The sequence below is a fragment of the Rhodoplanes azumiensis genome, assembly GCF_042682915.1.
Taxonomy (GTDB): domain Bacteria; phylum Pseudomonadota; class Alphaproteobacteria; order Rhizobiales; family Xanthobacteraceae; genus Rhodoplanes; species Rhodoplanes azumiensis.
The window spans coordinates 73,230-98,776 of sequence record NZ_JBHUIW010000002.1; the positions used below are offsets into that span (position 1 = coordinate 73,230).

General features: G+C 69.2%; 21 protein-coding genes and 1 tRNA gene. 15 read left to right on the forward strand and 7 right to left on the reverse strand.

The genetic code is table 11. The features are described from left to right. Nucleotides 1-46: 46 nt before the first annotated feature. The 4 genes from aspS to ACFSOX_RS02145 all read left to right on the forward strand — a co-directional run bounded on the left by aspS (nt 47) and on the right by ACFSOX_RS02145 (nt 4,172). Complete coding sequence (gene aspS, locus ACFSOX_RS02130; RefSeq protein ID WP_378476138.1) at nt 47-1,843, forward strand: aspartate--tRNA ligase; 1,797 nt, start codon at nt 47-49, stop codon at nt 1,841-1,843. Nucleotides 1,844-2,246: 403 nt separating this feature from the next. Then, nucleotides 2,247-2,741, forward strand: a complete 495-nt coding sequence (gene speD, locus ACFSOX_RS02135) for an adenosylmethionine decarboxylase (RefSeq protein ID WP_378476139.1) — start codon at nt 2,247-2,249, stop codon at nt 2,739-2,741. A gap of 156 nt (nt 2,742-2,897) precedes the next feature. Continuing rightward, nucleotides 2,898-3,767 (forward strand): polyamine aminopropyltransferase, encoded by an 870-nt coding sequence (gene speE, locus ACFSOX_RS02140; RefSeq protein WP_378476140.1) that lies wholly within the window; start codon nt 2,898-2,900, stop codon nt 3,765-3,767. A gap of 102 nt (nt 3,768-3,869) precedes the next feature. Next, nucleotides 3,870-4,172, forward strand: coding sequence for a glycine zipper domain-containing protein (locus ACFSOX_RS02145; protein WP_378476141.1), 303 nt, complete (start codon nt 3,870-3,872; stop codon nt 4,170-4,172). A 31-nt stretch (nt 4,173-4,203) separates the two neighbouring features. On the opposite strand, the gene ACFSOX_RS02150 is transcribed toward ACFSOX_RS02145, so the two are convergent. Beyond that, the gene (locus ACFSOX_RS02150; protein ID WP_378476142.1) at nt 4,204-4,560 is read right to left on the reverse strand and encodes a DUF6665 family protein; all 357 of its coding nucleotides are present in this window, start codon (nt 4,558-4,560) and stop codon (nt 4,204-4,206) included. 57 nt (nt 4,561-4,617) lie between these two features. Between ACFSOX_RS02150 and ACFSOX_RS02155 the strand changes: the two genes are divergently transcribed. Continuing rightward, nucleotides 4,618-5,472, forward strand: coding sequence for a CPBP family intramembrane glutamic endopeptidase (locus tag ACFSOX_RS02155; RefSeq protein ID WP_378476143.1), 855 nt, complete (start codon nt 4,618-4,620; stop codon nt 5,470-5,472). Nucleotides 5,473-5,562: 90 nt separating this feature from the next. Here the strand turns inward: ACFSOX_RS02155 and ACFSOX_RS02160 are convergent, their stop codons facing one another. Next, entirely contained in the window at nt 5,563-5,724 is a 162-nt protein-coding gene (locus tag ACFSOX_RS02160; protein ID WP_378476144.1) for a Thivi_2564 family membrane protein, read from the reverse strand. Nucleotides 5,725-5,991: 267 nt separating this feature from the next. On the opposite strand from ACFSOX_RS02160, the gene gatC reads away from it, so the two are divergent. Together gatC and gatA are read left to right on the forward strand one after the other, a co-directional pair. Further along, nucleotides 5,992-6,279, forward strand: a complete 288-nt coding sequence (gene gatC / locus ACFSOX_RS02165; RefSeq protein WP_378476145.1) for an Asp-tRNA(Asn)/Glu-tRNA(Gln) amidotransferase subunit GatC — start codon at nt 5,992-5,994, stop codon at nt 6,277-6,279. A gap of 5 nt (nt 6,280-6,284) precedes the next feature. After that, nucleotides 6,285-7,766, forward strand: coding sequence for an Asp-tRNA(Asn)/Glu-tRNA(Gln) amidotransferase subunit GatA (gatA, locus tag ACFSOX_RS02170; protein ID WP_378476146.1), 1,482 nt, complete (start codon nt 6,285-6,287; stop codon nt 7,764-7,766). 117 nt (nt 7,767-7,883) lie between these two features. On the opposite strand, the gene ACFSOX_RS02175 is transcribed toward gatA, so the two are convergent. Further along, a complete protein-coding gene (locus ACFSOX_RS02175) occupies nt 7,884-8,069 on the reverse strand; it encodes a hypothetical protein (RefSeq protein WP_378476147.1) in 186 nt (61 codons plus the stop codon). Between the two features lie 121 nt (nt 8,070-8,190). Beyond that, the gene (locus tag ACFSOX_RS02180; RefSeq protein WP_378476148.1) at nt 8,191-9,927 is read right to left on the reverse strand and encodes an amidohydrolase; all 1,737 of its coding nucleotides are present in this window, start codon (nt 9,925-9,927) and stop codon (nt 8,191-8,193) included. A gap of 269 nt (nt 9,928-10,196) precedes the next feature. On the opposite strand from ACFSOX_RS02180, the gene gatB reads away from it, so the two are divergent. Next, nucleotides 10,197-11,684 (forward strand): Asp-tRNA(Asn)/Glu-tRNA(Gln) amidotransferase subunit GatB, encoded by a 1,488-nt coding sequence (gene gatB / locus ACFSOX_RS02185; RefSeq protein ID WP_378476149.1) that lies wholly within the window; start codon nt 10,197-10,199, stop codon nt 11,682-11,684. 758 nt (nt 11,685-12,442) lie between these two features. Continuing rightward, nucleotides 12,443-12,643: a hypothetical protein gene (locus tag ACFSOX_RS02190; RefSeq protein ID WP_378476150.1), complete on the forward strand. Its 201-nt coding sequence runs from the start codon at nt 12,443-12,445 to the stop codon at nt 12,641-12,643. A gap of 639 nt (nt 12,644-13,282) precedes the next feature. On the opposite strand, the gene ACFSOX_RS02195 is transcribed toward ACFSOX_RS02190, so the two are convergent. Then, nucleotides 13,283-13,612: a PsiF family protein gene (locus tag ACFSOX_RS02195; protein ID WP_378476151.1), complete on the reverse strand. Its 330-nt coding sequence runs from the start codon at nt 13,610-13,612 to the stop codon at nt 13,283-13,285. A gap of 481 nt (nt 13,613-14,093) precedes the next feature. Between ACFSOX_RS02195 and ACFSOX_RS02200 the strand changes: the two genes are divergently transcribed. The 5 genes from ACFSOX_RS02200 (at nt 14,094) to ACFSOX_RS02220 (ending at nt 20,190) form a co-directional block, all read left to right on the forward strand. Beyond that, nucleotides 14,094-14,792 (forward strand): glutathione S-transferase family protein, encoded by a 699-nt coding sequence (locus ACFSOX_RS02200; protein ID WP_378476422.1) that lies wholly within the window; start codon nt 14,094-14,096, stop codon nt 14,790-14,792. A 363-nt stretch (nt 14,793-15,155) separates the two neighbouring features. Then, on the forward strand, nt 15,156-15,422 hold the full coding sequence (locus ACFSOX_RS02205) for an SEL1-like repeat protein (RefSeq protein ID WP_378476152.1): 267 nt from the start codon (nt 15,156-15,158) through the stop codon (nt 15,420-15,422). A 140-nt stretch (nt 15,423-15,562) separates the two neighbouring features. Continuing rightward, nucleotides 15,563-15,656, forward strand: a tRNA-Ser gene (locus tag ACFSOX_RS02210). 150 nt (nt 15,657-15,806) lie between these two features. Beyond that, nucleotides 15,807-18,206, forward strand: coding sequence for a tetratricopeptide repeat protein (locus ACFSOX_RS02215; protein ID WP_378476153.1), 2,400 nt, complete (start codon nt 15,807-15,809; stop codon nt 18,204-18,206). Between the two features lie 499 nt (nt 18,207-18,705). After that, nucleotides 18,706-20,190, forward strand: a complete 1,485-nt coding sequence (locus tag ACFSOX_RS02220; protein ID WP_378476154.1) for a porin — start codon at nt 18,706-18,708, stop codon at nt 20,188-20,190. Nucleotides 20,191-20,513: 323 nt separating this feature from the next. On the opposite strand, the gene ACFSOX_RS02225 is transcribed toward ACFSOX_RS02220, so the two are convergent. Beyond that, nucleotides 20,514-21,404: an alpha/beta fold hydrolase gene (locus ACFSOX_RS02225; protein ID WP_378476155.1), complete on the reverse strand. Its 891-nt coding sequence runs from the start codon at nt 21,402-21,404 to the stop codon at nt 20,514-20,516. Between the two features lie 308 nt (nt 21,405-21,712). Beyond that, nucleotides 21,713-24,208: a transglycosylase SLT domain-containing protein gene (locus ACFSOX_RS02230; protein WP_378476156.1), complete on the reverse strand. Its 2,496-nt coding sequence runs from the start codon at nt 24,206-24,208 to the stop codon at nt 21,713-21,715. Nucleotides 24,209-24,527: 319 nt separating this feature from the next. Here ACFSOX_RS02230 and dapA point away from each other — a divergent pair, with 319 nt between their 5' ends. Then, on the forward strand, nt 24,528-25,418 hold the full coding sequence (dapA, locus tag ACFSOX_RS02235; RefSeq protein WP_378476157.1) for a 4-hydroxy-tetrahydrodipicolinate synthase: 891 nt from the start codon (nt 24,528-24,530) through the stop codon (nt 25,416-25,418). Nucleotides 25,419-25,547: the final 129 nt, after the last annotated feature.

The window sequence follows — 25,547 nt, forward strand, 5'->3', positions numbered from 1 at the left end:
ACCGGGCCGAGCGCCTCGCGCCGGCCGTATGCCTCGATGGACCGCCATGCATCGCTATCGGACTCACACCTGCGGCGCGCTGCGCGCCGGCGACGTCGGCGCCACGGCCCGCCTGTCGGGCTGGTGTCACCGCATTCGCGACCACGGCGGCGTGCTGTTCATCGACCTGCGCGACCATTACGGCCTCACCCAGGTGGTGGTCGATCCCGACTCGCCGGGCTTCGCCACGGCCGAGAAGGTGCGCTCCGAATGGGTGATCCGGGTCGACGGGCTGGTGCGCAACCGCCCGGCCGGCACCGAGAACCCGGACCTGCCGACCGGGCAGGTCGAGGTCTATGCACGCGAGATCGAGGTGCTCGGCCCCGCCGCCGAGCTGCCCATGCCGGTGTTTGGCGATCAGGAGTATCCGGAGGACATAAGGCTCCGCTATCGCTTCCTCGATCTGCGCCGCGAACGGCTCCACAAGAACATCATGCTGCGCGGGCAGATCATCGACAGTTTGCGCCGGCGCATGAAGGAGCAGGGCTTCTTCGAGTTCCAGACGCCGATCCTCACGGCGTCGAGCCCCGAGGGCGCGCGCGACTTTCTCGTTCCGTCGCGCATCCATCCCGGCAAGTTCTACGCGCTGCCGCAGGCGCCGCAGCAGTTCAAGCAGCTCATCATGGTGTCGGGCTTCGATCGCTACTTCCAGATCGCGCCCTGCTTCCGTGACGAGGACGCGCGCGCCGACCGCTCGCCCGGCGAGTTCTACCAGCTCGATCTCGAGATGAGCTTCGTCACCCAGCAGGACGTGTTCGACGCCGTCGAGCCGGTTCTGCGCGGCGTGTTCGAGGAGTTCGGCAACGGCAAGCGCGTCACCCCGAAGTTCCCGCTGATCCCGTTCGCCGAGGCGATGACGAAGTACGGCTCCGACAAGCCGGATCTGCGCAACCCGATCGAGATGGCCGACGTCTCCGAGCATTTTCGCGGGTCGGGCTTCAAGGTGTTCGCCAACATCCTGGCGAACGATCCTGCCGCCCAGGTGTGGGCGATTCCCGCGCCGACCGGCGGCAACCGCGCCTTCTGCGACCGCATGAACGACTGGGCCAAGGGCGAGGGCCAGCCCGGCCTCGGCTACATCTTCTGGCGCGAGAACGAGGAGGGCGGCGCCGGTCCGCTCGCCAAGAACATCGGGCCCGAGCGCACCACCGCGATCCGCGACCAGCTCGGCCTGAAGGTCGGCGACGCCGTGTTCTTCGTCGCCGGCAAGCCGAAGGACTTCGTCAAGTTCGCCGGCCTCGCCCGCACCAAGGCCGGCGAGGATCTGGGGCTCGTCGACAAGGACCAGTTCGCGCTCTGCTGGATCGTCGACTTCCCGATGTACGAGTGGAACGAGGAGGAGAAGAAGATCGACTTCTCCCACAACCCGTTCTCGATGCCGAACATGCCCGTGGACGAGTTCCTGGCGCTCGAGCCGGGCGACAGCGAGAAGATCCTCGGCATGAAGGCGATCCAGTACGACATCGTCTGCAACGGCATCGAATTGTCGTCGGGCGCCATCCGGAACCACCGGCCGGACGTGATGAAGAAGGCGTTCGCGATCGCCGGCTACGGCGAGGACGTGCTGGAGCAAAAGTTCGGCGGCATGCTGCGCGCGCTCTCCCTCGGCGCGCCCCCGCACGGCGGCATCGCGCCGGGCGTCGACCGTATCGTCATGCTGTTGGCGGGGGAGGAGAACCTGCGCGAGGTCGTCCTCTTCCCGATGAACCAGCGCGCCGAGGATCTTCTGATGGGGGCGCCCTCCGAGGTGACGCCCAAGCAGCTCCGCGAGCTGCACATCCGCCTCAACCTGCCGCAGAAGTGAGGCGCTGTCTTGCCCTCTCCCTGAGGGAGAGGGTCGGTCGCGAGCGCCGCTCGCGGCCGGGGTGAGGGTTTACGGAGCCGGTTGGCTGGCCTCGGTACCCCCTCACCCGGTTCGCCTTGTCGGCGAACCGACCTCTCCCCGCAGGGGAGAGGTGAAGTGGAGATGGGCGTGTCGTCACTGCGTGTTCATGTCGCCATCACCTGGCGGCGCACGGCCGCCACCCCGCCCTGCCGAAAAATCCCTTGATCCCCGCGGGCGGGGTGCTTATGTCACCGCCATGCCGCTGACCTTGGTCCGAGCGACCGATCGGCGGCTTTCGTTTGTTCGCAGTCACGTGCCCGGTGCCGTTGCGGCGTCCGCGGGCAGCATTCCCCATCATCACCGTCGAACCCGGGAGGACGACATGCGTCACAGCGCCCTCTTGCGATCGGGGACGGGCCTGGAGCGTCCAGGCGCGGTCCGCGACGTCGCCCAGCACGAGATCCCGACCGCTCCGGCGGCCGACGAGGATCGGGGCAACGACGCGCGGCTCGACCATTTCGTCGTGCGCCACGGCGTGCGTTGTGCCGGCGCCCACCTGATCATCGACATCTACGACGGCGAGCGGCTCGACGAGATCGAGCACATCGAGCGCACGCTGCGGCGCTGCATCGACGCCGCCGGGGCGACGCTCCTGCACATCCATCTGCACGCCTTCCAGCCGAACGGCGTGTCGGGCGTCGCCGTGCTGGCCGAGAGCCATATCTCGATCCACACCTGGCCGGAGGCCGGCTACGCCGCGCTCGACGTGTTCATGTGCGGCGAGGCGGCGCCCGAGGCCTGCGTGCCGATCCTGCGCGAGGCCTTCGCGGCCAAGCGCGTCGCGGTGAGCGAGCTCTTGCGCGGGCAGGGCGTGTAGCCACGGAGCCCGCGGATCTAGCACTGAGCCGTCATGGCCGGGCTCGTCCCGGCCATCCACGCCGTGCCGCGGCGCAGAGACGTGGATGCCCGGCACGAGGCCGGGCATGACGACGGAGAGGCCGTCCGTGCCGCGGCGGCCGCGGAGTCATTCGACATGTCCGACAAGCCCTGGATCCCCGAGACCCTGTTCGACGACCTCGGCTTCCGCATGACCTATGCGGCCGAGCGGGTGCTGTTCGAGGAGCGCACCGCGCACCAGGATCTCGTGCTGTTCGAGCACAAGACCTTCGGCAAGATGCTGATGCTCGACGGGGCGACCCAGGTCACCACGCGGGACGAGTTCGTCTACCACGAGATGATGAGTCACGTGCCGATCTTGGCGCACGGCCGGGCGACGCGGGTGCTGATCGTCGGCGGCGGCGACTGCGGCATCGCCGAGGAAGTGCTCAAGCACAAGGGCGTCGAGCGGCTGGTGCAGGTCGAGATCGACGCCTCGGTGGTCGAGTTCGCGAAAACGCACTTTCCCGAGTTCACCGGTCCGGTGCTCGCCGATCCGCGGTTCCGTCTCGTCATCGCCGACGGCATGGACTTCGTCGCCACCAGCGAGGAGCGGTTCGACGTCGTCATCGTCGATTCGACCGACCCGCAGGGGCCGGGCGCCGTGCTGTTCACGCGCGAATTCTACGCCGGCTGCAAGCGCGTGATGACGCCGGGCGCCGTGTTGGTGACCCAAAACGGCGTGCCGTTCTTCCAGCCCGACGAGCTGAAAGCCTCGATCGGCCACTTCCGCAGCCTGTTCGCGGACGGGAGCTGCTACATCGCTGCGATCCCGACCTATGTGGGCGGCCACATGGCGATGGGCTTCGCCACCGACGATCCGGCCTTGCGGCAGACCGCGCCCGCGGAGCTCGAGCGGCGCTGGATCGCGGCCGGGCGGTTCGCGACGCGCTACTGGACGCCCGAGGTGCAGCGCGCCGCCTTCGCGTTGCCGCGCTTCATCGCCGACGTGGTCGCGGCCGCCTGAGGTCGGCCCGGTGCCGACCGCCGCGGTTCCGCCCCGCCGATTCCAAAAAAGCCACAAAGATCCGTAGACCACGGAGCACGGGAACCCTCAGGAGGAATGGTGATGCTCAAGACCCTCGGTGCCGCTGCTCTCGTCGCGCTCACGATCGCGCCGTCCGGCCCGGCGGCCGCGCAGGACGCGCTCACCGGAGGCCTCCTGGGCGGCGCGGCCGGCGCCATCATCGGCGGCGCGGCGACCGGCCGGGCCGGCGGCGCCATCGCGGGGGGGCTCATCGGAGGCGCGGCGGGCGCCATCATCGGCGCCCAGGCCGAGCAGCGCCGCGGCGGCTTCTACTGGTACGAAGGGCGCTGCTACCAGGCGGTGCCGGGCGGCTATCAGCGCGTCCAGCGCCAGTACTGCTATTGATCCCGTCTTCATCGAGCGAGTGCGCGGGCGTTCAGAACGGCCCGCGCCGCGATCGGCGGACCGGCACGGGTGGCGACAACACGGCGCCGGCGCGAGATTGCACCTCGGGCGGTACCGCGTAGTCTCTGACCAGGGCGTGCGGGTCGCGCAGGCCGCAGGCTTCGCGCTGCACCATCAGCATCCACAAAGCATGGGCGGCGGTGTCGACCAGCACGGCCCGGCTCGGCCGCGCGTCGCCTGCGCCACCGAGCGCCGCGTCGTGCGCCCGTAACGCCGCCAGCGCCTGCTCCAGCCCGCGCCCGAGCCGGCCGAGCGCCGAGGCTTTCTCGGCCATCAGCTCGACGCCGAGCAGGTCTGTCGGGGTCCGGTCGCGTGGTGATTTCGCCATGCCGTCGATCTGCGCTGCGCCGGTGGCGCGAATACGGCAAGGCTCCGCCCCGCTCGCATGGACCGCCTTGTCCGTCCGACGTCGGCGGTCGGGACGACGGGCTTCGAAAGCCGACAGATCGACCGAGAGACGATCACCGCCGGCAGGGATGCGACGATGCAAGCGGAAAAGACCGTCTACGGAGTTTCGGCAAGGGCGTTCTTCGTCGTCTGGCTGGCGGGGCTCGTGGGGGCTGCCGCCGTCATTCCCTATGCGTTCACGCTGCACGGCAAGGTGTCCGAGCACGCGCCCATGTCCCCTCTGTGGCTGGCTTCGATGTCGCTCGCCCAGAGCGCCGTCTCGTTGGCGATCGCGACGTTCGTCGGCCTCAGGCTTCTCGGGCCGGCCGGCTACGAACTGATTCCCACCCGGCCTTATGCGCGGCTCTCCATCCTCCTCGGGGTCGGCGTTGCCGGCGCGATCGTCGTGGCGGAAGCCTCGTTCGTTCATTTCTCGTCGTACACCGGGCTTCCCGGCGTCGCGGTGCCGGCCGTATGGCAAGGGCTTCTCGCATCCCTTTACGGCGGGATAACCGAGGAGATTCTGTCGAGACTATTTGTCATGACGCTGGTCGCGTGGGCGGTCGGCCGTCTGTTCGGGCGCTCCCCACGTTCGGCACCGGTCGCACGATCGGCCATTCTCGTCTCGGCGCTGCTCTTCGGCATCGGTCATCTGCCGGCGCTGGCGCAATCGGGTTCACTCTCCGCGATCGTGGTCGTCCGCACGGTCTGCCTCAATGCCATGGGGGGCGTGGTCTTCGGCTGGCTCTACTGGCGGCGCGGATTGGTGGCGGCCATGCTCGCGCATCTGACCGCCGATCTCGTCCTGCACGTCATCGTGCCGACGGTCGTCGGCTCCCTGGAGAGCCGCTAGGGAACCGCATGTCGTGGCGCCGGCGTCGCACCGACCGCGCCGCCGAGGCGGAGCGCGATCGAGCGCCCTGAAGAGCGACCGGGAGAGCGATCAGAACATCGCCAGATAGCGCAGCAGCGACAGGACGCCGATGACGATGACGACGATCCGGGCGATCTGCTTCGCCCGGCCGTCGATCGGCAGCATGCCGATCAGGTAGAGGATCAGAAGGATGACCACGAAGGTGATGAGGACGCTGATCAAGGTGGCCATCGGGGCTCCCGTTCGTGCGAAGGTTGCGGTCTCGGCCGGGTGGCGCCCGGCGCGCGATGACGCCGCGGGTACGGCGGCGAGCGGGGCATCCCGCTCTCGTTACCTCAACGGCGCGCCGGGACGGTAAGTTCCCGCCCTGATCCGCCCCGGCCCGAGAGCCCCGGCATGGCCGGGTTGCCGCCGCGATACCGTCTGCTAGAACCTCGGAAAATCCGGGCGGGGCGCGACTCAGGGCGCACGACCGCTTCCGGCTGCCGAGGAGCTTCCATGTCGGTCGACGCCGCGACGGTCCGTCGCATCGCCCATCTCGCCCGCATCGCCGTCGAGGACGCCGAGGTCGAGCACCTCCAGGGCGAGCTCAACGCCATCCTGGCCTTCGTCGAGCAGCTCTCCGAGGTGGACGTCGAAGGCGTCGAGCCGATGACCTCGGTCACTCCCATGGTGATGAAGAAGCGCGAGGACGTGGTCACCGACGGCGAGATCCCCGATCTCGTGGTCAGGAACGCGCCGGAGACCCAGGACCACTTCTTCCTGGTTCCCAAGGTGGTGGAGTGAGCGGGATGACGTCGTCGCACCCCAACACCCTCTCGCTCACGGAAGCCCGTGACGCGCTCAAGCGCCGCGAGCTCTCCGCGGTCGAGCTGACCAAGGCGCATCTCGACGCGATCGAGAAGGCCCGCGTGCTCAACGCCTATGTCCTGGAGACGCCCGACAAGGCGCTTGCCATGGCGAAGGCGTCCGACGAGCGGCTCGCCAAGGGCGAGGCCGGGCCGCTCGAGGGCCTGCCGCTCGGCATCAAGGACATGTTCGCGACGAAGGACGTGCGTACCACGGCCTGCGCGGCGATCCTGGAAAACTTCGTGCCGGTCTACGAGTCGACCGTGACGTCGCATCTGTGGCGCGACGGCGCCGTGATGCTGGGGAAGCTCAACAACGACGAGTTCGCCATGGGCTCGTCGAACGAGACCTCGCATTTCGGGCCGGTGATCTCGCCGTGGCGGCGCACCGGCTCCGACGCCAAGATCGTGCCCGGCGGCTCGTCGGGCGGCTCCGCCTCGGCCGTGGCGGCGAGCCTCTGCCTCGGCGCCACCGGCACCGACACGGGCGGCTCGATCCGCCAGCCGGCGGCCTTCGCCGGCATCGTCGGCGTGAAGCCGACCTACGGGCGCTGCTCGCGCTGGGGCATCGTCGCCTTCGCCTCGTCGCTCGACCAGGCCGGTCCGTTCGCCCGCACCGTGAAGGACAGCGCCGTCCTGCTGCGCTCGATGGCGGGGCACGATCCGAAGGACACCACCTCGGTCGATCTCCCGGTGCCCGACTACGAGGCGGCCGTCGGCCGCTCGGTGAAGGGCATGAAGATCGGCATCCCGAAGGAGTACCGGGTCGCCGGCATGCCGGACGAGATCGAGGCGCTGTGGCGCACGGGCGCCGACTGGCTGAAGGCGGCCGGGGCCGAAATCGTCGAGGTGTCGCTGCCGCACACCAAATACGCGCTGCCCGCTTATTACATCGTGGCGCCGGCCGAGGCCTCGTCGAACCTCGCCCGCTACGACGGCGTGCGCTACGGCGTGCGCGTGCCGGGACGCGACATCGTCGACATGTACGAGAAGACCCGCGCGGCCGGCTTCGGCCCGGAGGTGCGGCGCCGCATCATGATCGGCACCTACGTCCTCTCCGCCGGCTACTACGACGCCTATTACCGGCGCGCCCAGCAGGTCCGCACCCTCATCAAGAAGGATTTCGAGGACTGCTTCGCGCAAGGGGTGTCGGCGATCCTGACGCCGGCGACGCCGTCGGCGGCCTTCGGCATCGGCGAGAAGGTCTCGGGCGACCCGGTCGAGATGTATCTGAACGACATCTTCACCGTGACCGTGAACATGGCGGGCCTGCCCGGCATCGCCGTGCCGGCCGGCCTCGACGCGCAGGGCCTGCCGCTCGGCCTCCAGCTCATCGGCCGCCCGTTCGACGAGGAGACGCTGTTCTCCCTCGCCGGCGTCATCGAGCAGGACGCCGGCCATTTCACGCCGCAGGCTTGGTGGTGAGGCGCGTGGCGCCGTCACGCGCCGTTGGGTGGGCGAAGCGAAGCGGGCTCACGTTGTCCGATGTCGCCGATGCGAACCGCGTGGGCACGGCGCGCCACGGGCGCGCCTTTGCCCACCCTACGGCTTCACCTCGCGATAGAGGTCGCCGAGCGGGATCGCGAGGTCGAAGGCGAGCAGGATGATCTCCGCGTTGCGGCCGAGCAGCCGCAGCGGCTCGGCCGGAAACGTGCCGGCCTCGTCCCGCCCGCCCGCCGGGAGAAGGCCCGCCGACAGGCGTGAGGCGAAGCCCCATCCTCCGCTCATGCCCGCGCAGACGGGCATCCAGGGGCGGCTTGTCGCATCACCCCTGGATCCCCCGCCTTCGCGGGGACGAGCGGGACAGAGGCCCGGACGAGCGCGCCGGTCACATCATCGACAATGCCGTCTACTTCGTCTCGTGGACGACCTTGCCGCCCACCATGGTCATCACCGGCTTCAGATCCTTGATCTGCGACGCCGGCACGGTGAGGTAGTCGCGGTCGAGGACGACGAGGTCGGCGTACTTGCCGGGGGCGAGCGAGCCGAGGTTGCCGTCCTGGAACAGGAAGGCGGCGTTGGAGCGGGTGTGGGCGATCAGCGCCTCCTCGCGCGTGATCGTCTCCTTCAGCACCTTGCGGCCGCCGACCATCTCGCCCGTCACGGCCCAGTGCAGGGTGTAGAACGGGTTCACCGGCGTCACCGCGGTGGCGTCGGAGCCGAGACCCCACGGAATGCCGCTGTCCTGGACGAGGCGCAGCGGCGGCATCGCATAGGTGCGGTCGCCGTGGACCTTCAGCATCAGCGCGCCCTGGACGGTCGGTCGGCTGTGCAGCTGGACGTGCATGCCGAGCCGCTTCATGCGGGCGATGTCCTGCGGCTCGAGCTGGTCGCCGTGCGACATGGTCCAGCGCAGCCCCTTGATCGGCTTGACCGCGTTGATGGCCTCGATCTCGGTGAGGAAGGCCTCGATGGTGCCGCGCAGCTGGGCATGGACGTTGAGGTGCATGCCCTTGTCGGCGACCGCCTGGGCGATGCGGCGCCACTGCGCCATGTTCTCCGGCGTCGGCGAGGCGCCGCGGGCGAGCAGATTGTCGTGCAGGGGAAAGTAGACGGTCTCGCCGTAGCCGGTGTGGTCGAGCCAGTCGTCGCCCTGGAACGGCTTCAGGCCGGCGATCACGGCGAGCGCCTTGTCGACGCCCTCGGCCGAGGTCGGCTCCTGCCAGATGTTGTAGAAGGCCCGCACCGTCATCTGCTTGCGCTCCCACACGGTGCGGAACGCCTCGAGGTGCCCGGCATTGAAGGCGCGCCCGCCCATCTCCTGGTAGGCCGTGATGCCCATTCGGTTGAGGTCGCGCATCAGGGCGCGGGCGTTCTCGACGCTTCGCTCCTTCGCCACCTCGCCGAGCCGGCCGAGCGTCCAGGCGACGGCGCCGCCGCCGTTGAGCACGCCGGTCGGCTGTCCGTTCGCGTCCTTCTCGATCTTGCCGTTGCGCGGGTCGGGTGTCTCGGCGGTGACGCCGAGGGCTTTCAGGGCGAGAGAGTTGGCGTAGATGCGGAAATAGATGACTTGGAGGACGACCGGATTGTTCGGCGCCGCCGCGTCGAGCTCCGCCTTGGTGAAGCCGCCCGGCTGATCGGTGAACTGCTCCTCCGACCAGCCGCCGAGCGATAGCACCAGCTCGCCCGGCTGCGACGCCTTCGCCTTGGCGGCGATCATCGCCAAGGCCTCCTGGCGCGACGTGATCCCGTCGAGCCGCACCTCGCGGTCCCAGTACTCGGCCGCCCGCATGTAATGGGCGTGGTTGTCGATCAGGCCGGGGATCACGGTCTTGCCGCCGAGGTCGATGACCCGGGTCTGCGGCGTCTTCAGGGCCTCGACGTCGGCCGTGCTGCCGGTCGCGACGATGCGCTCGCCGGCGATCGCCAGCGCCGGCACGATGGTGAAGCGGTCGTCGACCGTGACGATCTTGCCGTTCACCAGGATGGTGTCGGCCGTGCGGGCCGCGGCCGCCGGAGCCGAAGACGCAGCCGGGGACGCCGCGGGTGCCCCTGTCGGAGCCTGGGCGATCGCCGGGGCGGCGAGCACGGCGGTGCCGGCCAACAGGCCGACGGCGAGCACACGGGTCGCGTGACGGGGGTGCATTCGGACGTCCTCCACGATGTTGAACTTTCTTGTTGGGACGAACGATAGCGAGCGCGACCCGGCGCGACAATCGCATCCGACGCATGCGCGGGCATGCCTCGGTCGCGTTCGCGGCGGCCGTGTTGCGGCGCCGAGCCTTGAAGGGGGCGCCGACACTCTGTAACCGGAAGAGACATCGACCCCGCGCCGCCTTCTCGGGCGCGGGGACACCGGGCGGCGCCCGGCCGGGATCCCGGCCCGGCCGCTCCGGCCAGACAGACGAGGCGGACATGAACGCACCGGTGAAGACGACGAAGCTGATCAAGGGCGCGACCGGCGACTTCGAGGTGATCGTCGGCATGGAGGTCCATGCCCAGGTGACCTCGAACGCCAAGCTGTTCTCCGGTGCCTCGGCGGCTTTCGGCGGCGCACCCAACAGCCATGTCTCGCTGGTCGACGCGGCGATGCCCGGCATGCTGCCGGTGATCAACGAGGAGTGCGTCCGCCAGGCGATCCGCACCGGCCTCGGCCTCGCGGCGCAGATCAACCTCGTCTCGGTCTTCGACCGGAAGAACTACTTCTACCCGGATCTGCCGCAGGGCTACCAGATCAGCCAGTACAAGTCGCCGATCGTGGGCGAGGGCGTCGTCGTGGTCGACATGCCGGACGGCGAGACCGTGCGGGTCGGCATCGAGCGGCTGCACCTCGAGCAGGACGCCGGCAAGTCGCTGCACGACCAGCACCCGACCATGTCGTTCGTCGACCTGAACCGCTCCGGCGTCGCCCTGATGGAGATCGTCTCCAAGCCCGACATCCGCTCCGCCGAGGAGGCCAAGGCGTTCGTGGCCAAGCTGCGCACCATCATGCGCTATCTCGGCACCTGCGACGGCAACATGGAGGAGGGGAGCCTGCGCGCCGACGTCAACGTCTCGGTGCGCCGCCCCGGCGAGCCGCTCGGCACCCGCTGCGAGATCAAGAACGTCAACTCGCTGCGCTTCATCGGCCAGGCCATCGAGGTCGAGGCGCGCCGCCAGATCGAGATCATCGAGGACGGCGGCACCGTCGTGCAGGAGACCCGGCTGTTCGATCCCGGTCGTGGCGAGACCCGGTCGATGCGCAACAAGGAGGAGGCGCACGACTATCGGTATTTCCCCGACCCCGATCTGCTGCCGCTCGTCTTCGACCAGGCCTATGTCGACGCGCTCGCAGCCGCGCTGCCCGAGCTGCCCGACGCCAAGAAGGCGCGCTTCATGGCGGACTACGGCCTGTCGGCCTACGACGCCGACGTGCTGGTCGCCGAGCGGGAGACCGCCGCGTTCTACGAAAGCGTGGTCGAGACCGGCGGTGGCGCGCGGCGCGATCCGAAGCTCGCCGCCAACTGGGTGATCAACGAGCTCGCCGGCCGCCTCAACAAGGAAGGCCACGGCATCGCGGAGTCGCCGGTCTCGGCCGCGCAGCTCGGCGCCGTGCTCGACCTGATCGCCGACGGCACCATCTCGGGCAAGATCGCCAAGGATCTGTTCGAGATCGTGTGGAGCGAGGGCGGCGACCCGAAGGCGATCGTCGAGGCGCGCGGCATGAAGCAGGTCACCGACACGGGCGCGATCGCGGCCGCGATCGACGAGGTGATCGCCAGCAACCCCGACAAGGCCGCGCAGGCCAAGGAGAAGCCGGCCATGGTCGGCTGGTTCGTCGGCCAGGTGATGAAGGCCTCGGGCGGCAAGGCGAACCCGCAGACCGTCAACGCGCTCCTGAAGAGCAAGCTCGGCATCGCGTAGCCGCAACGAACGAGCCGATGCCGTGCCGCGGCGCCGCCGCCGCGGCGCGGCCGTCGCGATGCGGCGGCCACCCGGCATCCCGTCGCCGCTGTTCTCCGTCCGCCGCATCTCCTCTCGTCTCGTCCTCGCCGCCGCTTCGTCGTCGTCTCGCCGCATCGTCGCCGCGTGCGGGCGTCGGCAGGCGGTCGTTCCCTGTGCCGCCCGACCGAGCACCGAGCGCGCTCTCAGCTCGGCGTCGATGGTCTCGACCGCTCGCCGACGATCCTGCGAGAGGCGTCCGAACCCCCTCTGCGGCAGGCGTTCCGGTGCCTCGTCGAATCAGTCGCTGCTCGATTCGACGCGCGCGAGACGACGCGATGCGCTCCTCGGCACGTCGTGGCGGAGGAAATCCGCAGAATTTTTTTCGACGTGAACGAAGCGTTAGCGCGGCGCGCCGCCGCTGCTCCGCGACCGCGCGACGTCGCTTCGCCGGCGTCGTGCCGGATTCCGGAGACGTGCGAGAAACGCCCGTTTCATCGGCACAACTTTCATCGTCGCTGGAACCCGTGCCGTCGTCTTCGCGATCGCCCGCGACGATGCGCGACGCCGTGCGAGCGGCGACGACACGCTTCGCACACCTGTATCGATGGTCGCGATCGACACGGAACGCCAAGCGGAGCCGCTGATTTTTCCGTTGTGCTGTAGTAATCGAAGTGTAGTGCCCTCGATTCGCGTGGGCACGTTTCTGATAGCCATCCCACCACGGCTAGGAGGGCAGCATGCCGAAGAAAGCGACGACCGCGAAGCCGGCCGCCAAGAAGACGACGACGGCGAAGAAGACCACGACCGCCGCCGCGAAGAAGACCACCACGAAGGCCGCCGCGAAGCCGGCCGCCAAGAAGACGGCGACGGCGAAGAAGACGACCACCGCGGCGAAGAAGCCGGCGGCGGCCAAGAAGGCTCCCGCGAAGAAGAAGTGAAACCGCGGCCTCTCGGAGCCACACGCTCCGGGCAAGCCGTGGCGTTCGTCGGGGACCGGCGACAGCGGCGCGAACGAGCTTCCATCCGGCGTCGGCTTCCAGCGAAGCTTTCTCAGATGCGAAGCGCGCCTTCCGACCGCCGCCGGTCACGAACGACGAAAGAGGGCGTCGGCGAGACCGAGCCCGGCATCCACTCCACCGGCCGCGACGGCCGGACCGCGGGTGGAGCACCGGGTGGACGCAAGCGTCTCGCTCTGCTCGCGAGCGGCGATCGCCGCCGGAGCAGCCCGATCATCGGACCTCTCGCCGACGCCCCCCTCATCGTGCGACGGCCCGCAGGCCTCGAGGCCGTCGCCGGGTGATCAAGGGATCACCCGAAGCTCGGAGCCCACGACCGCGGGGGTGATCCGACGCGGCACAGCACTGCTGTTCCGGTTCCCGTCTCGGCCCTCCGGTCCCGTTCCGCGTCTCGATCTCGCGTCTTCGATCCGACCGTCGCCGCGCCGTCGTCGCGACGCTGCCTGCGGCGGGCGATCCTCGCGTGGATACGTCCAGGCTTGTCTGATCGACGGCGCGATATGCCCCGGGTCGGCGATGCGCCGACCAACGGGCCGGCGCGCGATCCGCCGCGTCGGCCGCTCAGCCCTTCAGGCAGCCGCTCATGAAGGTCCGGTAGGCCTCGCGGCCCTTGACGTTCTTGGCCGCCTTCTCCTCCTTCCACTTCCCGGCGCAGTCCTTCATGCGTTGCTGCTGCGCGCTCGTCTTTTTCGCGGCGGTGGGCTTGTCGGCCGTCGTCTTCGCGGCCGCCGGCGTGTCGGCGGGCTTGTCGGTCGTGGGCTTTTCGGTCGTGGGCTTGGCGTCCTGGGCGGCGACCGGCAGCGCGGCGAGCGCGAGCCATCCGGCCGCGAGCACCGCCGCCCAGCCACGCCGGGTCCAGCAGCAGTCTTTCGTCGTCACGAACCTGCTCATGGTGTCCTCTCCCGTGGATACGGAGTGTCAGGATACAAGCGGCTCCACGGCGGCGCCATCCGGTCGCGCGATCTGCTCGATCGGAGACGAGGCCCGCGGTCGCGCGGTTCGGATCGCGAGAACTGTCGGCGGTCGCTTCTTCGCGCCTTGCGCCGGCACCCCGCCGACGACATCTCGTTCGAGCGGTTCGTCCGACGATCCGATCGGACCACGACAGGAGAGAGTGATGGCCCGAACCCCCGGGAAGAATGCCGGCAAGGCGAAGTCGCGCAAAGCCGCGACCGCCAAGAGCGCGCCCGCCAACAGCGCGCCCGGCAAGAGCGCGACCGGCAAGGGTGCTTCGAAGGCCAGCAAGACCACGCCGGCGTCGTCGGCCCCGAAGGCCGCTCCCGCGCCGGCCACGAAGCGTTCGTCCTCGTCGGCGAAGCCGGTCGCGAAGGGCAGCGCCCCCGTGACGGCGCGCGCCGGGGCGCGGGGCGGCGTGAAGCCGGCGCCGATCGAGCTGTTCTACTGGTCGACGCCGAACGGCTGGAAGATCTCCATCATGCTGGAGGAGTGCCGGCTGCCTTACGTCGTGCGGCCCATCAACATCGGCAAGGGCGAGCAGTTCGACCCGGCCTTCCTGGCGATCGCGCCCAACAACCGCATCCCGGCGATCGTCGATCCGGACGGGCCGGGCGGCAGGCCGATCTCGATCTTCGAGTCGGGCGCGATCCTCCAGTATCTCGGCCGCAAGACCGGCAAGCTCTATCCGACCGACGAGCGCAAGCGCGTCGAGGTCGAGCAGTGGCTGATGTGGCAGATGGGCGGGCTCGGACCGATGGCCGGCCAGGCGCATCACTTCCGGCAATACGCGCGCGAGCAGGTGCCTTATGCGATCAAGCGGTACACCGACGAGGTCAACCGGCTCTACGGCGTGATGAACCGGCGGCTCGCCGACCGGCCGTTCCTGGCCGGCGCCTATTCGATCGCCGACATCGCCTGCATCGGGTGGACGAGCCGCCACGAGCGCCAGGGCCAGGATCTCGCCGACTTTCCGCACGTGAAGCGCTGGCTCGACACGCTGCTGGCGCGGCCCGCGGTGGCGCGCGGCATGGCGCTGGCCGCGGAGGCGGCGACCGCCGTCGACATGACGGATCCGGCCGTCCAGGCGCTGCTGTTCGGTCAGCGCGCCCGCTGAACGTCGTCCTGGATCCGGCGCGCGCCGTGCCGCGCCGGAGCCGGGCCGGATCGCCGGTCGGCGACCCATATTACCAAAACCCTATTTCACGCGGCTTTTCGGCGTGGTGAACACGGCCTTGCGCGGCGTGGTTACCGGGATTCCGCGCAATTTCGGAAAGTGCCCGAGAATCAGCGGGTTTCGCCTTGTCGGGCGGGTGTTTCCGGGGTTGCCCCGCGGCGCCGTTAAGGGGGGATTCATCGCACCTTTTAAGTGCACTTTCAGACGCCTCCCGGAAGATCGGGGTGTTCGGGCGGGGATGCTCCGGACGCTGCGATCAAAGCAAACGGCCGGCACGACGGCCACGGCCTGGGGAGGCCAGACATGGGACGGTTCGACACTGCGGCATTGGAGACGGCGGCCCTCGGTGCGGCCACCACGGACGCCGACATGTTCTTCCAGCTCGGCATGATGTACTCGACCGGCGCGAGCGTGGAGGCCGACTACGTGTCGGCGCACAAGTGGTTCAATCTCGCCGCCCTGAACGGCAACCGCGACGCCATCCGGCTGCGCCGCGAGGTCGCCGAGATGATGAGCGAGGTCGAGATCGCGACGGCGCAGCGCGCCGCCCGTGCCTGGCTCGGCCGCTGAGGGCAGGGCGGTTCGCCACCCGGCGCCACGCGGTGCCGCCGAGCGCTGCCGAAGCGGGCGGACCCACGCCGGTCGTCCGACGGTCGCGTCCGGGGTGCCGGCTTGACCGGCCTGACCGAACCGCATACGACAACCGCGTCGGAGCTGTGGCCGAGTGGCTGAAGGCGGCGGTTTGCTAAACCGTTATACGGCCTTAAAGCCGTATCGAGGGTTCGAATCCCTCCGGCTCCGCCAGTCTTGCCCGCCCAGATCTTCCGCTGTGTTTATCGCCCTCGTCGTCTCGCGACAGGTCGACGGCGCTTGACGCCGATGGCTCGGCTGAGATTTCTGCGCGTGGGAGCCGGGCAAAAGGTCTCGGCCGTGGCGTCAGAGGGCATCGCTCACATGGCTCGTTCCGTCGACGACACGTTCCGGCGCGCCGTCGAGGCGCTACAGGCTGGCCGGGCGAGCGAGGCCGAGCGCGCTTTCCGGAAAGTCCTGGAGGCGGCACCCCGCCACCCGGGCGCCCTCAATCTCTACACGGTGCTGCTGATGCGGCTCGGGCGCTGGGCCGAAGCGGAACCCTATGCGCGTCGGGCGGCGCGCGAGACCGCGGGCTCGGACGTCACGCTCTACAATTTCGGCCTGATCCTGAAGCAGGTCGGCAAGCCGGCCGAGGCGCTGGAGCCGCTCGGAAAAGCGCTCGCCCTGAATCCACGGGTGCCCGACACGCTGATCACCCGGGCCGGCGTGCTGCGCGATCTCGGCCGGCACGACGAGGCGCTGGCCGATGCCGACGCCGCGCTCGCGCTCGATCCGACCAACATCGATCCGCTGATCATTCGCGCCTCGGTCCTCGGCGCGCTGCGCCGCTTCGACGAGGCACTGGCCGCCTACGAGCGCGCTGCCGCCCAGACGCCCGAGCGTCCCGAGCCGTGGGTCGGTTGCGGCAAGACGCTCGTCTCGCTGAAGCGCCCGGAGGCGGCGCTCGCCGCGTTCGATCGGGCGCTCGCCGTGCGGCCCGGCCTGCCGGAGGCGCTGCAGGGGCGCGGCGCGACGCTCGCGACGCTCGGCCGCTTCGCCGAGGCGCTCGCCGCTTACGATCAGGCGCTGGCTCTCGACCCCGACCGGGTCGAAGCCTGGATCGGAATAGGTGATGTATTTCTTACCCAACAATTTCAAGAGCGTGCGATAATTGCTTATGATGGCGCCTTGATGCGGGATCCGGCTTCTGCTCGGGCGTTGTTGCATCGCGCCAAGGCTTTGTACGCCCTCGGTAGGCTCGGCGAGGCCGCCACCACCTGTGACCGCGCCCTGGCGCTCTCGGAAAGCGGTGAGGCCTGGGTGCTGCGGGGCGGCATTCTGTCCGCCAACAAGGAACATGCGGAGGCGGTCCGGGCCTACGAGAAGGCTCTGGGGTTTGATCCGGAACTGAAGTTCGTGCTCGGGGCGCGACTCCACAACAAGCTGCAGATTTGCGACTGGACCGACTTCGACGAAGACGTCGCGGCGTTGATCGCTGCGGTCCGGGACGGGCGGCCAGCGGCGCAGCCGTTGAATTTGCTGGCGCTCTCGGCCTCCGCGGCCGATCAGCGCCGATGCGCCGAGATGTTCGCCGACGATGGGGCAGGGGCGGTCCGCCCGATGCCGGCGCCGACGCGGCCACTGCGCGAACGCATCAGGATAGCTTACTTATCTGCCGACCTACGCGACCATCCCGCCGCCTATCTCACCGCGGGATTGTTCGAGCATCACGACCGATCGCGTTTCGATATTTTCGCGATTGTGTGGGGAGAGCGCAGCGGCTCGGCGATGGCCCGCCGGATCGACGCCGCCGTGAATCAAGTGCTGGACGTCAGCGAGAAGACCGATGCTGAAGTTGCAGATTTAATTCGCCAACTGGAAGTCGACATCCTGGTCGACCTCATGGGGTTCACACAGAACTGCCGATTCCCGGTTCTGGCCCGCCGTCCGGCGCCGATCCAGGTGAACTATCTCGGCTTTCCCGGAACCATGGGAACCGACCTCATCGATTACATCCTGGCCGACGAGATCGTCGTCCCGGATGAGCAGCGCGGCCATTATGCGGAAAGCATCGTTCGGCTCCCGCAAAGCTTCCAGGTGAACGACGACCGGCGCCCGGGCGTGGATCGGCCGCCGGCCCGTGCCGCGCTCGGGCTGCCGGACGAGGGGTTCGTGTTCTGCTGTTTCAATAACAGCTACAAGATCGGGCCCGGGGTGTTCGACATCTGGATGCGACTGCTCGCCTGCGTCGAGGGCAGCGTTCTCTGGCTGCTAGGCGAGCATCCCGGCGTCGAATCGAACCTCCGCCGCGAGGCAGGCCGCCGCGGGGTCGATCCGGCCCGATTGGTCTTCGCGGGCCGGGTGCCATACGCGGACTACCTGGCGCGCTATCCCGCGGCAGATCTCTTCTTGGACACGATCCCGTTCAATGCCGGGACGACGGCGAGCGATTCCCTCTGGGCCGGCCTGCCGGTTCTGACATGCTCCGGCGAAGCGTTCGCCTCCAGGATGGCGGCGAGCCTGCTTCAAGCGGTCGGCCTTCCCGAGCTGGTGACTTCCTCGCTCGCCGACTACGAGGCGGCCGCGTCGGCGCTCGCCCGCGACCCGGCGCGGCTCGCCGCCTTGCGCACGAGACTCGCCGAGAATCGCACGACAGCGCCGCTGTTCGACACGGCGCGCTTCACCCGTGGCGTCGAGACGGCCTTCGCGGAGATGTGGCGGCGCTGGCAAGCCGGTGGAAGACCGGCAGATTTTTCCGTGGGCGACAATTCGGCTTCGTAGCGCCACCGGCGGGCGGTGCCATCGTCCGGGCGGCACCGGCCCGGTTCCGCCACCGCGATCCGCTGCCGAAATCGACTCGATTCGACGGTTTTACGGGCCGGGAGGCGGTCCGGGAGGCACCGTGGCAGGCGTGCAGCGCCGGTTCGGCCCCGGCCGCAGCGCCTCTCGCCAAGCGAATGCTTTCATTAACGAATTTGAGCTGCCCAGCACCTTCGGGCGACCCTCGTGTTCGTGTCGTTTGGGCAACACCGCCCCGGATTCAGAGGCTTGGAGCCGGTTTGGCGGCGGTTCTTTATTGCCTGCAGGGGGCTCTCAGCTAATCTGACCTCGCGACGCAGGGGGGCATTCCCGGGGTCGCCCCGTCTAGGGTTCCAGGCCGGATCGGTGACACGAACGGCACGGAATACTGGGTGGATCGTCGGGAGTAAGGGGACCTTCCAGGGTGCATGCCACCCGCCGGAGACGGAACCCTCCCAAGGCAAACGAATGGAGGTTTCAGATGAAGATGGTGAAAACCCTTCTCCTCGGCTCCGCGGCTGGTCTCGTGGCGATTGCCGGGGCTCAGGCGGCCGATCTGCCGGTCAAGGCGAAGCCGGTCGAGTACGTGAAGGTCTGCTCGCTGTACGGCGCCGGCTTCTACTACATCCCGGGCACCGACACCTGCGTGAAGATCGGCGGTTACGTCCGTGGCCAGTACTACTACGGCAACGGCGCGAACGTCTCGTCCGGCGCGATCTTCGGCGCCGCCGCGGGCGAGCAGAGCCGTCGCAACCCGGACGACGCCACGCTCCGCACCCGCGCCGTCATGACCATGGACACGCGGACGCAGACCGAGTGGGGCACGCTGCGCACCTACTACCTGCTCGGCTTCACCGACGACAACGGCTCGACGTCGCTCTACGCGACCCGCGGCTTCATCCAGTTCGCCGGCTTCACCTTCGGTAAGGCGCAGTCGTTCTACGACCTGTTCTCGAACCCGGCCGTGTCGTACTTCGGCTTCGCGTCGTCGGACACTGGCGACGCCGGCACCAACCTTGCTGCCTATACGGCGCAGCTCGGCAACGGCGTGTCGGCCACGATCTCGGCCGAAACCCCGCGCCGCGCCGGCATTTTCGCGACCAGCCTGGTGAGCACCGCGGTGGTCACCACGACGAACGGCCTGCTCCTCGGCCAGAACCTGAACAACGACTACGGCAACGTTCGTTGGCCCGACGTGGTGGCGAACATCCGCGTCGATCAGGCCTGGGGCTCCTTCCAGGTCATGGGCGCCATCCACGATGCGTCGGGTGCATATAACTACACGGCCGGCAACATCACCACCCCGCTCACGACGGCTGGCGAGGCGGACGACAAGCTCGGCTTCGCGGTCGGCGTCGGCGCTCGCGTGAAGACCGACTTCATTTCGCGCGGCGACAGCTTCCAGTTCCAGGTGAACTACACCGAAGGCGCGACCCGCTACGCGGTGACGACCCAGCCGGGTGCGGGCTCTCCGCTCCGGATCAGCGGCGACAGCATCGGCGCCGGCTTCTTTACCGATGGCATCGTCAGCGTGACCGGCGCTGTCGATCTGGTGAAGGTGCTCGGCATCAATGCGTCGTACGAGCACGTCTGGACCCCAGCCCTCAAGACCTCGGTCTACGGCGCCTACATCGACGTTCGCTACAGCGACGGCGCTGCCGCGTCGATTTGCAACTTCATGACGACCGCCGCCTCCGGCGTCCGTCTCGCCTCGGCGGTCGGTTGCGATCCGGACTACTCGTTCTGGCAACTTGGCTCGCGCACCCAGTGGAACATCCGGCCCGACTTCTACATGGGCGTGGACGTTCTCTACACGCACCTGAACACCGCGTTCGAGGGTGCGAACGTCGCCGCGATCAACAACGTGGGCGCTCAGAACCTCGTCGGCCGCACCGGCACGGGCGTGTTCGGCGACCAGGATGCTCTGGCGGTCACGTTCCGCGTGCATCGCGACATCGTTCCGTGATCGCTTGATCACGACGATCGTTTGACGATCTGACCCTTCTTCGGGTCGAAGCCCCCGGCGGTCTCCGCCGGGGGTTTTTCGTTGCGGGGGACGGTGACGAAGCGGCGAATGCGGCGTGACTCCCTCTCCCCAGCGGGGAGAGGGTTGGGGTGAGGGGGGCCCGACGCCGATTGGTTCATCGAGAGGGCGGCACCCCCTCACCCGGAGTTCGCGCCTTCGGCGCGACCTCCGACCTCTCCCCGCTGGGGAGAGGTGAAGCAAGCTGGCCTGCGACGAGCGCGGGCGTGACAGTCGGAGGACTTGGCGGCGGTCCGCGAGAACCGTCAGCCCCGCGCCGCGACGCAGCGGGTGACGAAATCGGCGATGCGGGCGATCACGTCGTCGCTCGCGAGATCGGGGGCGTGGCCCTGGCGCGGCACCTCGATCGCCTCCAGTCCCGGATGATGCTCGCGCATCTTCTCCACGGTCGCGGCCGACAAAAGATCCGAGAGGCCGCCGCGGATGACCATCACGGGCACGTTTCCCAGCGCATCGAATTGCGGCCACAGCTCCGGGAGCGGCTTGGAGATGTCGAAGGCGGCGAGCGCCCGCGCGATCGCCTGGTCGTAGGTCGGGACCAGATGGCCGTTCTCCTGCCGCCAGGTTCGGTGCGCCATGGCGAGCCAGTCCTCGTCGGTCCAGTCCGGGAACTCGCCCGCGAACTTGGCCTTCAGCGCGGCGGCGCCTTCGGCGAATCCGGGCGGCGAGCCGGCGCGGCCCACATAGGTCTTGATGCGGGCGATGCCGGCGATCTCGATCACCGGGCCGATGTCGTTGAGCACCGCGCCGGCGATCGCGTCCGGCTTCACCGCGGCCATCGCCAGGGTGATCAGCCCGCCCCGCGAGGTGCCGACGATCACGGCCGGCGTGGCGTTCAGGGCCGTCATCACGGTCAGCACGTCGCGCAGCTCGACCGCGACCGAGTAGTTGTCGGGGTTCTGGTCGTAGTCGGACAGCCCGCGGCCGCGGTAGTCGAGCGAGAGCACCCGGCGGGGGTGGAGGGGATCGCGCGCGAGTGCGCTGGCGAGCGGATGGAAGTCGGCCGCCGTGCGGGTCAGTCCCGGCAGGCAGACGACCGGCGGCCCGGGACGGCCGGGATCGCCGTATTCGCGCGCATGCAGCGTCAGCCCGTCCGTCGCGGTGACGAAATGGCTCCGAAATCCATCGTCGGTCATGGTGTCGCCCCAGCCTGGTTCCCCGAGATTTTTCGGGTGCGGCGCAGCGCGGTCAAGGCAGGAGGGGAGGGGCTTCGGTTCGCTCGCCGCGTGGGGCGATCTTTGTAGTCCAGTCATTCCGGGGCGGCGCGCAGCGCCGAACCCGGAATCCGGCCCGGACCTCTGAATATGCGGTTGGATTCCGGGTTCGCGCCGGAGCCTGCGCCCGGACGGCGCGAAGCGCCGATCCGGGGCGCGCGCCCCGGAATGACAGTTCTGCAAAGGCTTCGTCAGGGGAAAGGGAAAAAGAGCGTCGGCCCGAACGCCGCTCAGTTCACGCTGCTGCCGCGCTTGAGGTCGGCCTCGATCAGCAGCCGGGTGCCGCCGCCGAAGCGGACCCGGTAGGCCTGCACGTTCTCCATGATGCGCTGGACGTAGTTGCGCGTCTCGGAGAAGGGGATGCGCTCGACCCAGTCGACCGCGTCGACATTGGGATCGCGCGGATCGCCGAAGCGCTCGATCCACTCCTTCACCCGGCCGCGGCCGGCGTTGTAGGCGGCGAAGGCGAGGATGTAGGAGCCGTTGTAGGCGGCGATGTTGCCGCCGAGCTCGGCGGCGCCCATCTGCACGTTGTAGACCTTGTCGTGCAAGAGCCGCTTCTGGTCGAACGGCACGCCGTGCGTCTTGGCGATGAAGCGGCCGGCCGCCGGCGTCACCTGCATCAGGCCGAGCGCGTTGGCGGTCGACACGGTCTTCGGGTTGAAGGCGCTCTCTTGGCGGGCGATCGCGTAGACGATCGCCGGCTCGACCTCGGGGCCGATCGGCGAATAGCGCGGCAGCCCGATGGTCGGGAAGGCGGCGTGATCGAGCGGCAGGCCGTTGCCGAGGGCGGTCTTGCCGGTGAGCAGCACGGCGCGGGCGTCGTCGTTCTTGGCCGCGATCTCGGCGATCAGGGTCAGGGCGGCGGCGTCGCTCGTGCGGTCGGCGAGGTCGGCGACGAACGGGATGACGAGGTCGCGCTCGCCGATGGCGTAGAGAATCTCGACCGCGCGGACGACCTCGAGCCGGCCCATCGCGGCGCGCTTGTCGGCCGACAGGGCAGGCGGACTGCGGAGCACGATCTCGCCGAGGCCGAGGCGGGCGCGGGCGAGCTGGCCGTAATAGGCGGTGCTCCACCGCGCCGCCTGCTCGTAATGGGCGCGCGCCTCGGCGCGCCGGCCGGCCGCCTCGGCGGCGCGGCCGAGCCAGTAGCCGGCACGCGACAGCGAGATCGGGTTCTTCACGCCGGTCGCCGGGATGCGGGCGAAGTGCTTCGCGGCGGTCGCCGGATCGTCGAGGAAGCGCAGCGCGATCCAGCCCGCCATGAACTCGTGCTCGACCTGGTAGTTCTCCTTCGCGGGCGGCGTCGCGTCGCGGCACACGAGGTAGGCCGACTTGGCGTCGCCGAGCTCGATCAGCTTGCGGGCGAGCAGGCGACGCTCGATCCACCACTCGTCGGCGTCGTGCGCATCGTCGAGCCGGCGCGGGATCGCCAGCATGATGCGCGCCGCCTCCTGATACTGCTCGGCGCGGCGCAGCCATTGGATGCGGCTGAAGGCGAGGCCGATGTCGTTCCTCGCGCCGAGCCCGTCGAGCAGCGCCTTGGCGTTGCCGGCCTTCTGGTTGACGGCGTGGCGCGCCTTGGCGATCGCGGGCTCCGACCCGCCGAGCCGGGCGGCGGCCCGCAGGGCGATCTCGTAGTCGTCCGCGTCGTAGAGCCGGCGGTCCATGCGCGCCTTGTCGTCGGCACGCGTGATCATGCCCGGGAAGGTCTCCTGGATCTCCTCCTCGAGATCGCGGCCGAACGAGTCGGTGCGCCACACCGAGCGGACATAGGCCGCGGCCTTGGCCCGATCCCCGTCGGCGAGGAGAGCGCGGGCGTAGACGAGCTTGCCGCGGGTGCCCAGCGGCTCGCGGCCGGAGAAGAAGGCCTTGACGGTCGCCGGGTCGGCCTTCTCGGCCCACAGCATGTTCTCGGCGCGCCGGCGCAGCATGCCGTTGCTCGGCCAGGTCGGGTTCGCCTCGACGAAGCGGGCGTAGCGGGAAAACGAGACGCCGTTGTCGTTGGCGCGCAGGATCATCCACTCGACCAGCTTCTGGGCGAGCGGGTCGGACAGGCTCGCCTGCAGCTCGGTCGCGTCGCTGGTGCGGCCGCGCCGCGCGGCGGCGAGCGCCTGCTTGACGATCGACAGGTCGCTGCTCGAGGTCGAGCGGGTCGGCGCGTAGGCCAGCGCCTCGCCGGCGCTCGGGGCGGGCGTGTAGGAGACCGGCGTCAGGGACGCGGTCGCCGCGGTCGTCTCGATGCCGTCGACGGCCCCGGTGCCGGTGAGCCCCATCGGCGCGCTCGGGTCGGCGGAGGCGGAGCGGCTCGGTGGCGCGAGCGGGCGGGGCGGGGCGCCCGGGCCCGCCGCGGGCTTGGCGCTCGCTTGTGTCTTGGCGGCGGATGTCTTCGGGTCGGGCTTCTTGGCGGCGGCCTTGCCGTCGGTCCTCTTGGCGTCGACCTTCTTCGTTTCCGCCTTCTTCGACTCCGGCTTCTTGGCGTCCGCCTTCTTGGCGTCCGGTTTCTTGGCGTCCGGCTTCTTGGAGTCCGATTTGGCGGTGGTCTTCGCGTCCTTGCCGGCCTTGGCCTTGTCGGTCGGCTTCGCCGCTGCCGGCTTGGCGGCGGTCTTCTCGGTCGCGGTCTTGTCGGCGGACGGCGCGGCCTGTGCGGCCGCAGCGAGGCCGATCGCGGCGGCGCCGATCAGCGCGGCGATCGCCAGCGCCGAAACGGTCTGTCGGAGCCCCACCTGTCGGATACGGAGTTGCCGGACACGAAGAAAAGCGACCACGGACCATCCCCCCTGGTCAGCACCAGACCCGCCCCCGGCGACCTTCCGGCCGCTCTCGTTAACAAGTCCCTAATCAAGGTCGAACATGGCCATGTTTCGGCGCAATCGGGGCGCGAGGATGAACCCGCGCGGCGATCGCGCTCCGCTCCGGCGACCGGCCGGACCTCGCCACGACGCCCTGCGAACAGGGCTTTCGTCGGCCGATCCGACCCGATAAAACCAAACCTTCGTCGCCGCGCCGATCCGGGGCGAAGCCGCGACGCAGGAGTGATTTCCAATGGCCGCCAAGAGCAATTTCCGAGGATCCTTCACGGCGCTGGTGACCCCGTTCAAGAACGGTGCGGTCGACGAGGCGGCGTTCCGGGCGCTGGTCGACTGGCAGATCGAAGAGGGCACCAACGGCCTGGTGCCGGTCGGCACCACGGGCGAGAGCCCGACCCTGTCGCACGAGGAGCATCACCGCGTCGTCGAGTGGTGCATCGACCAGGCGAAGGGCCGCGTGCCGGTGATCGCCGGCGCCGGCTCGAACTCGACCGCCGAGGCGGTGGCGCTGTCGCGGCACGCCGAGAAGGCCGGCGCGTCGGGCGTCCTCGTGGTCACGCCCTACTACAACAAGCCGACCCAGGACGGCCTTTACCAGCACTTCAAGGCGATCAACGACGCGATCGGCATCCCGATCATCATCTACAACATCCCGGCCCGCTCCGTGATCGACATGTCGGTCGACACGATGAAGCGCCTGTTCGAGCTCCCGAACATCGCCGGCGTGAAGGACGCGACCGCCAACGTGCTGCGCGTCTCGCAGCAGCGCGCCGTGCTCGGCGCGGACTTCAACCAGCTCTCCGGCGAGGACGGCACCGCGCTCGGCTTCATGGCGCATGGCGGCCACGGCTGCATCTCGGTGACCTCGAACGTCGCCCCGCGCCTGTGCGCCGCGTTCCAGGCCGCCTGCCTGAAGGGCGACTACGGCACCGCGCTCACCCTCCAGGACAAGCTGCTGCCGCTCCACCAGGCGCTGTTCATCGAGACCAACCCGTCGCCGGTCAAGTACGCCGTCTCGGTGCTCGGCCGTTGCGCCGACACGGTACGGCTGCCGATGGTGCCGTGCTCGGACAAGACCAAGCAGGCGGTGCGTGACGCCATGGTGCATGCCGGGCTGATCAACTAGGGCGGGGCGGCCTCGCGGCGCCCGCGCTTGTCGCGGGCATTCGCGATCATAAGTCACCGCAGCGACACGCGTGGATGGCCGGGACGAGCCCGGCCATGACGACCACTGTCGACATCCGTTGAAGGGTAA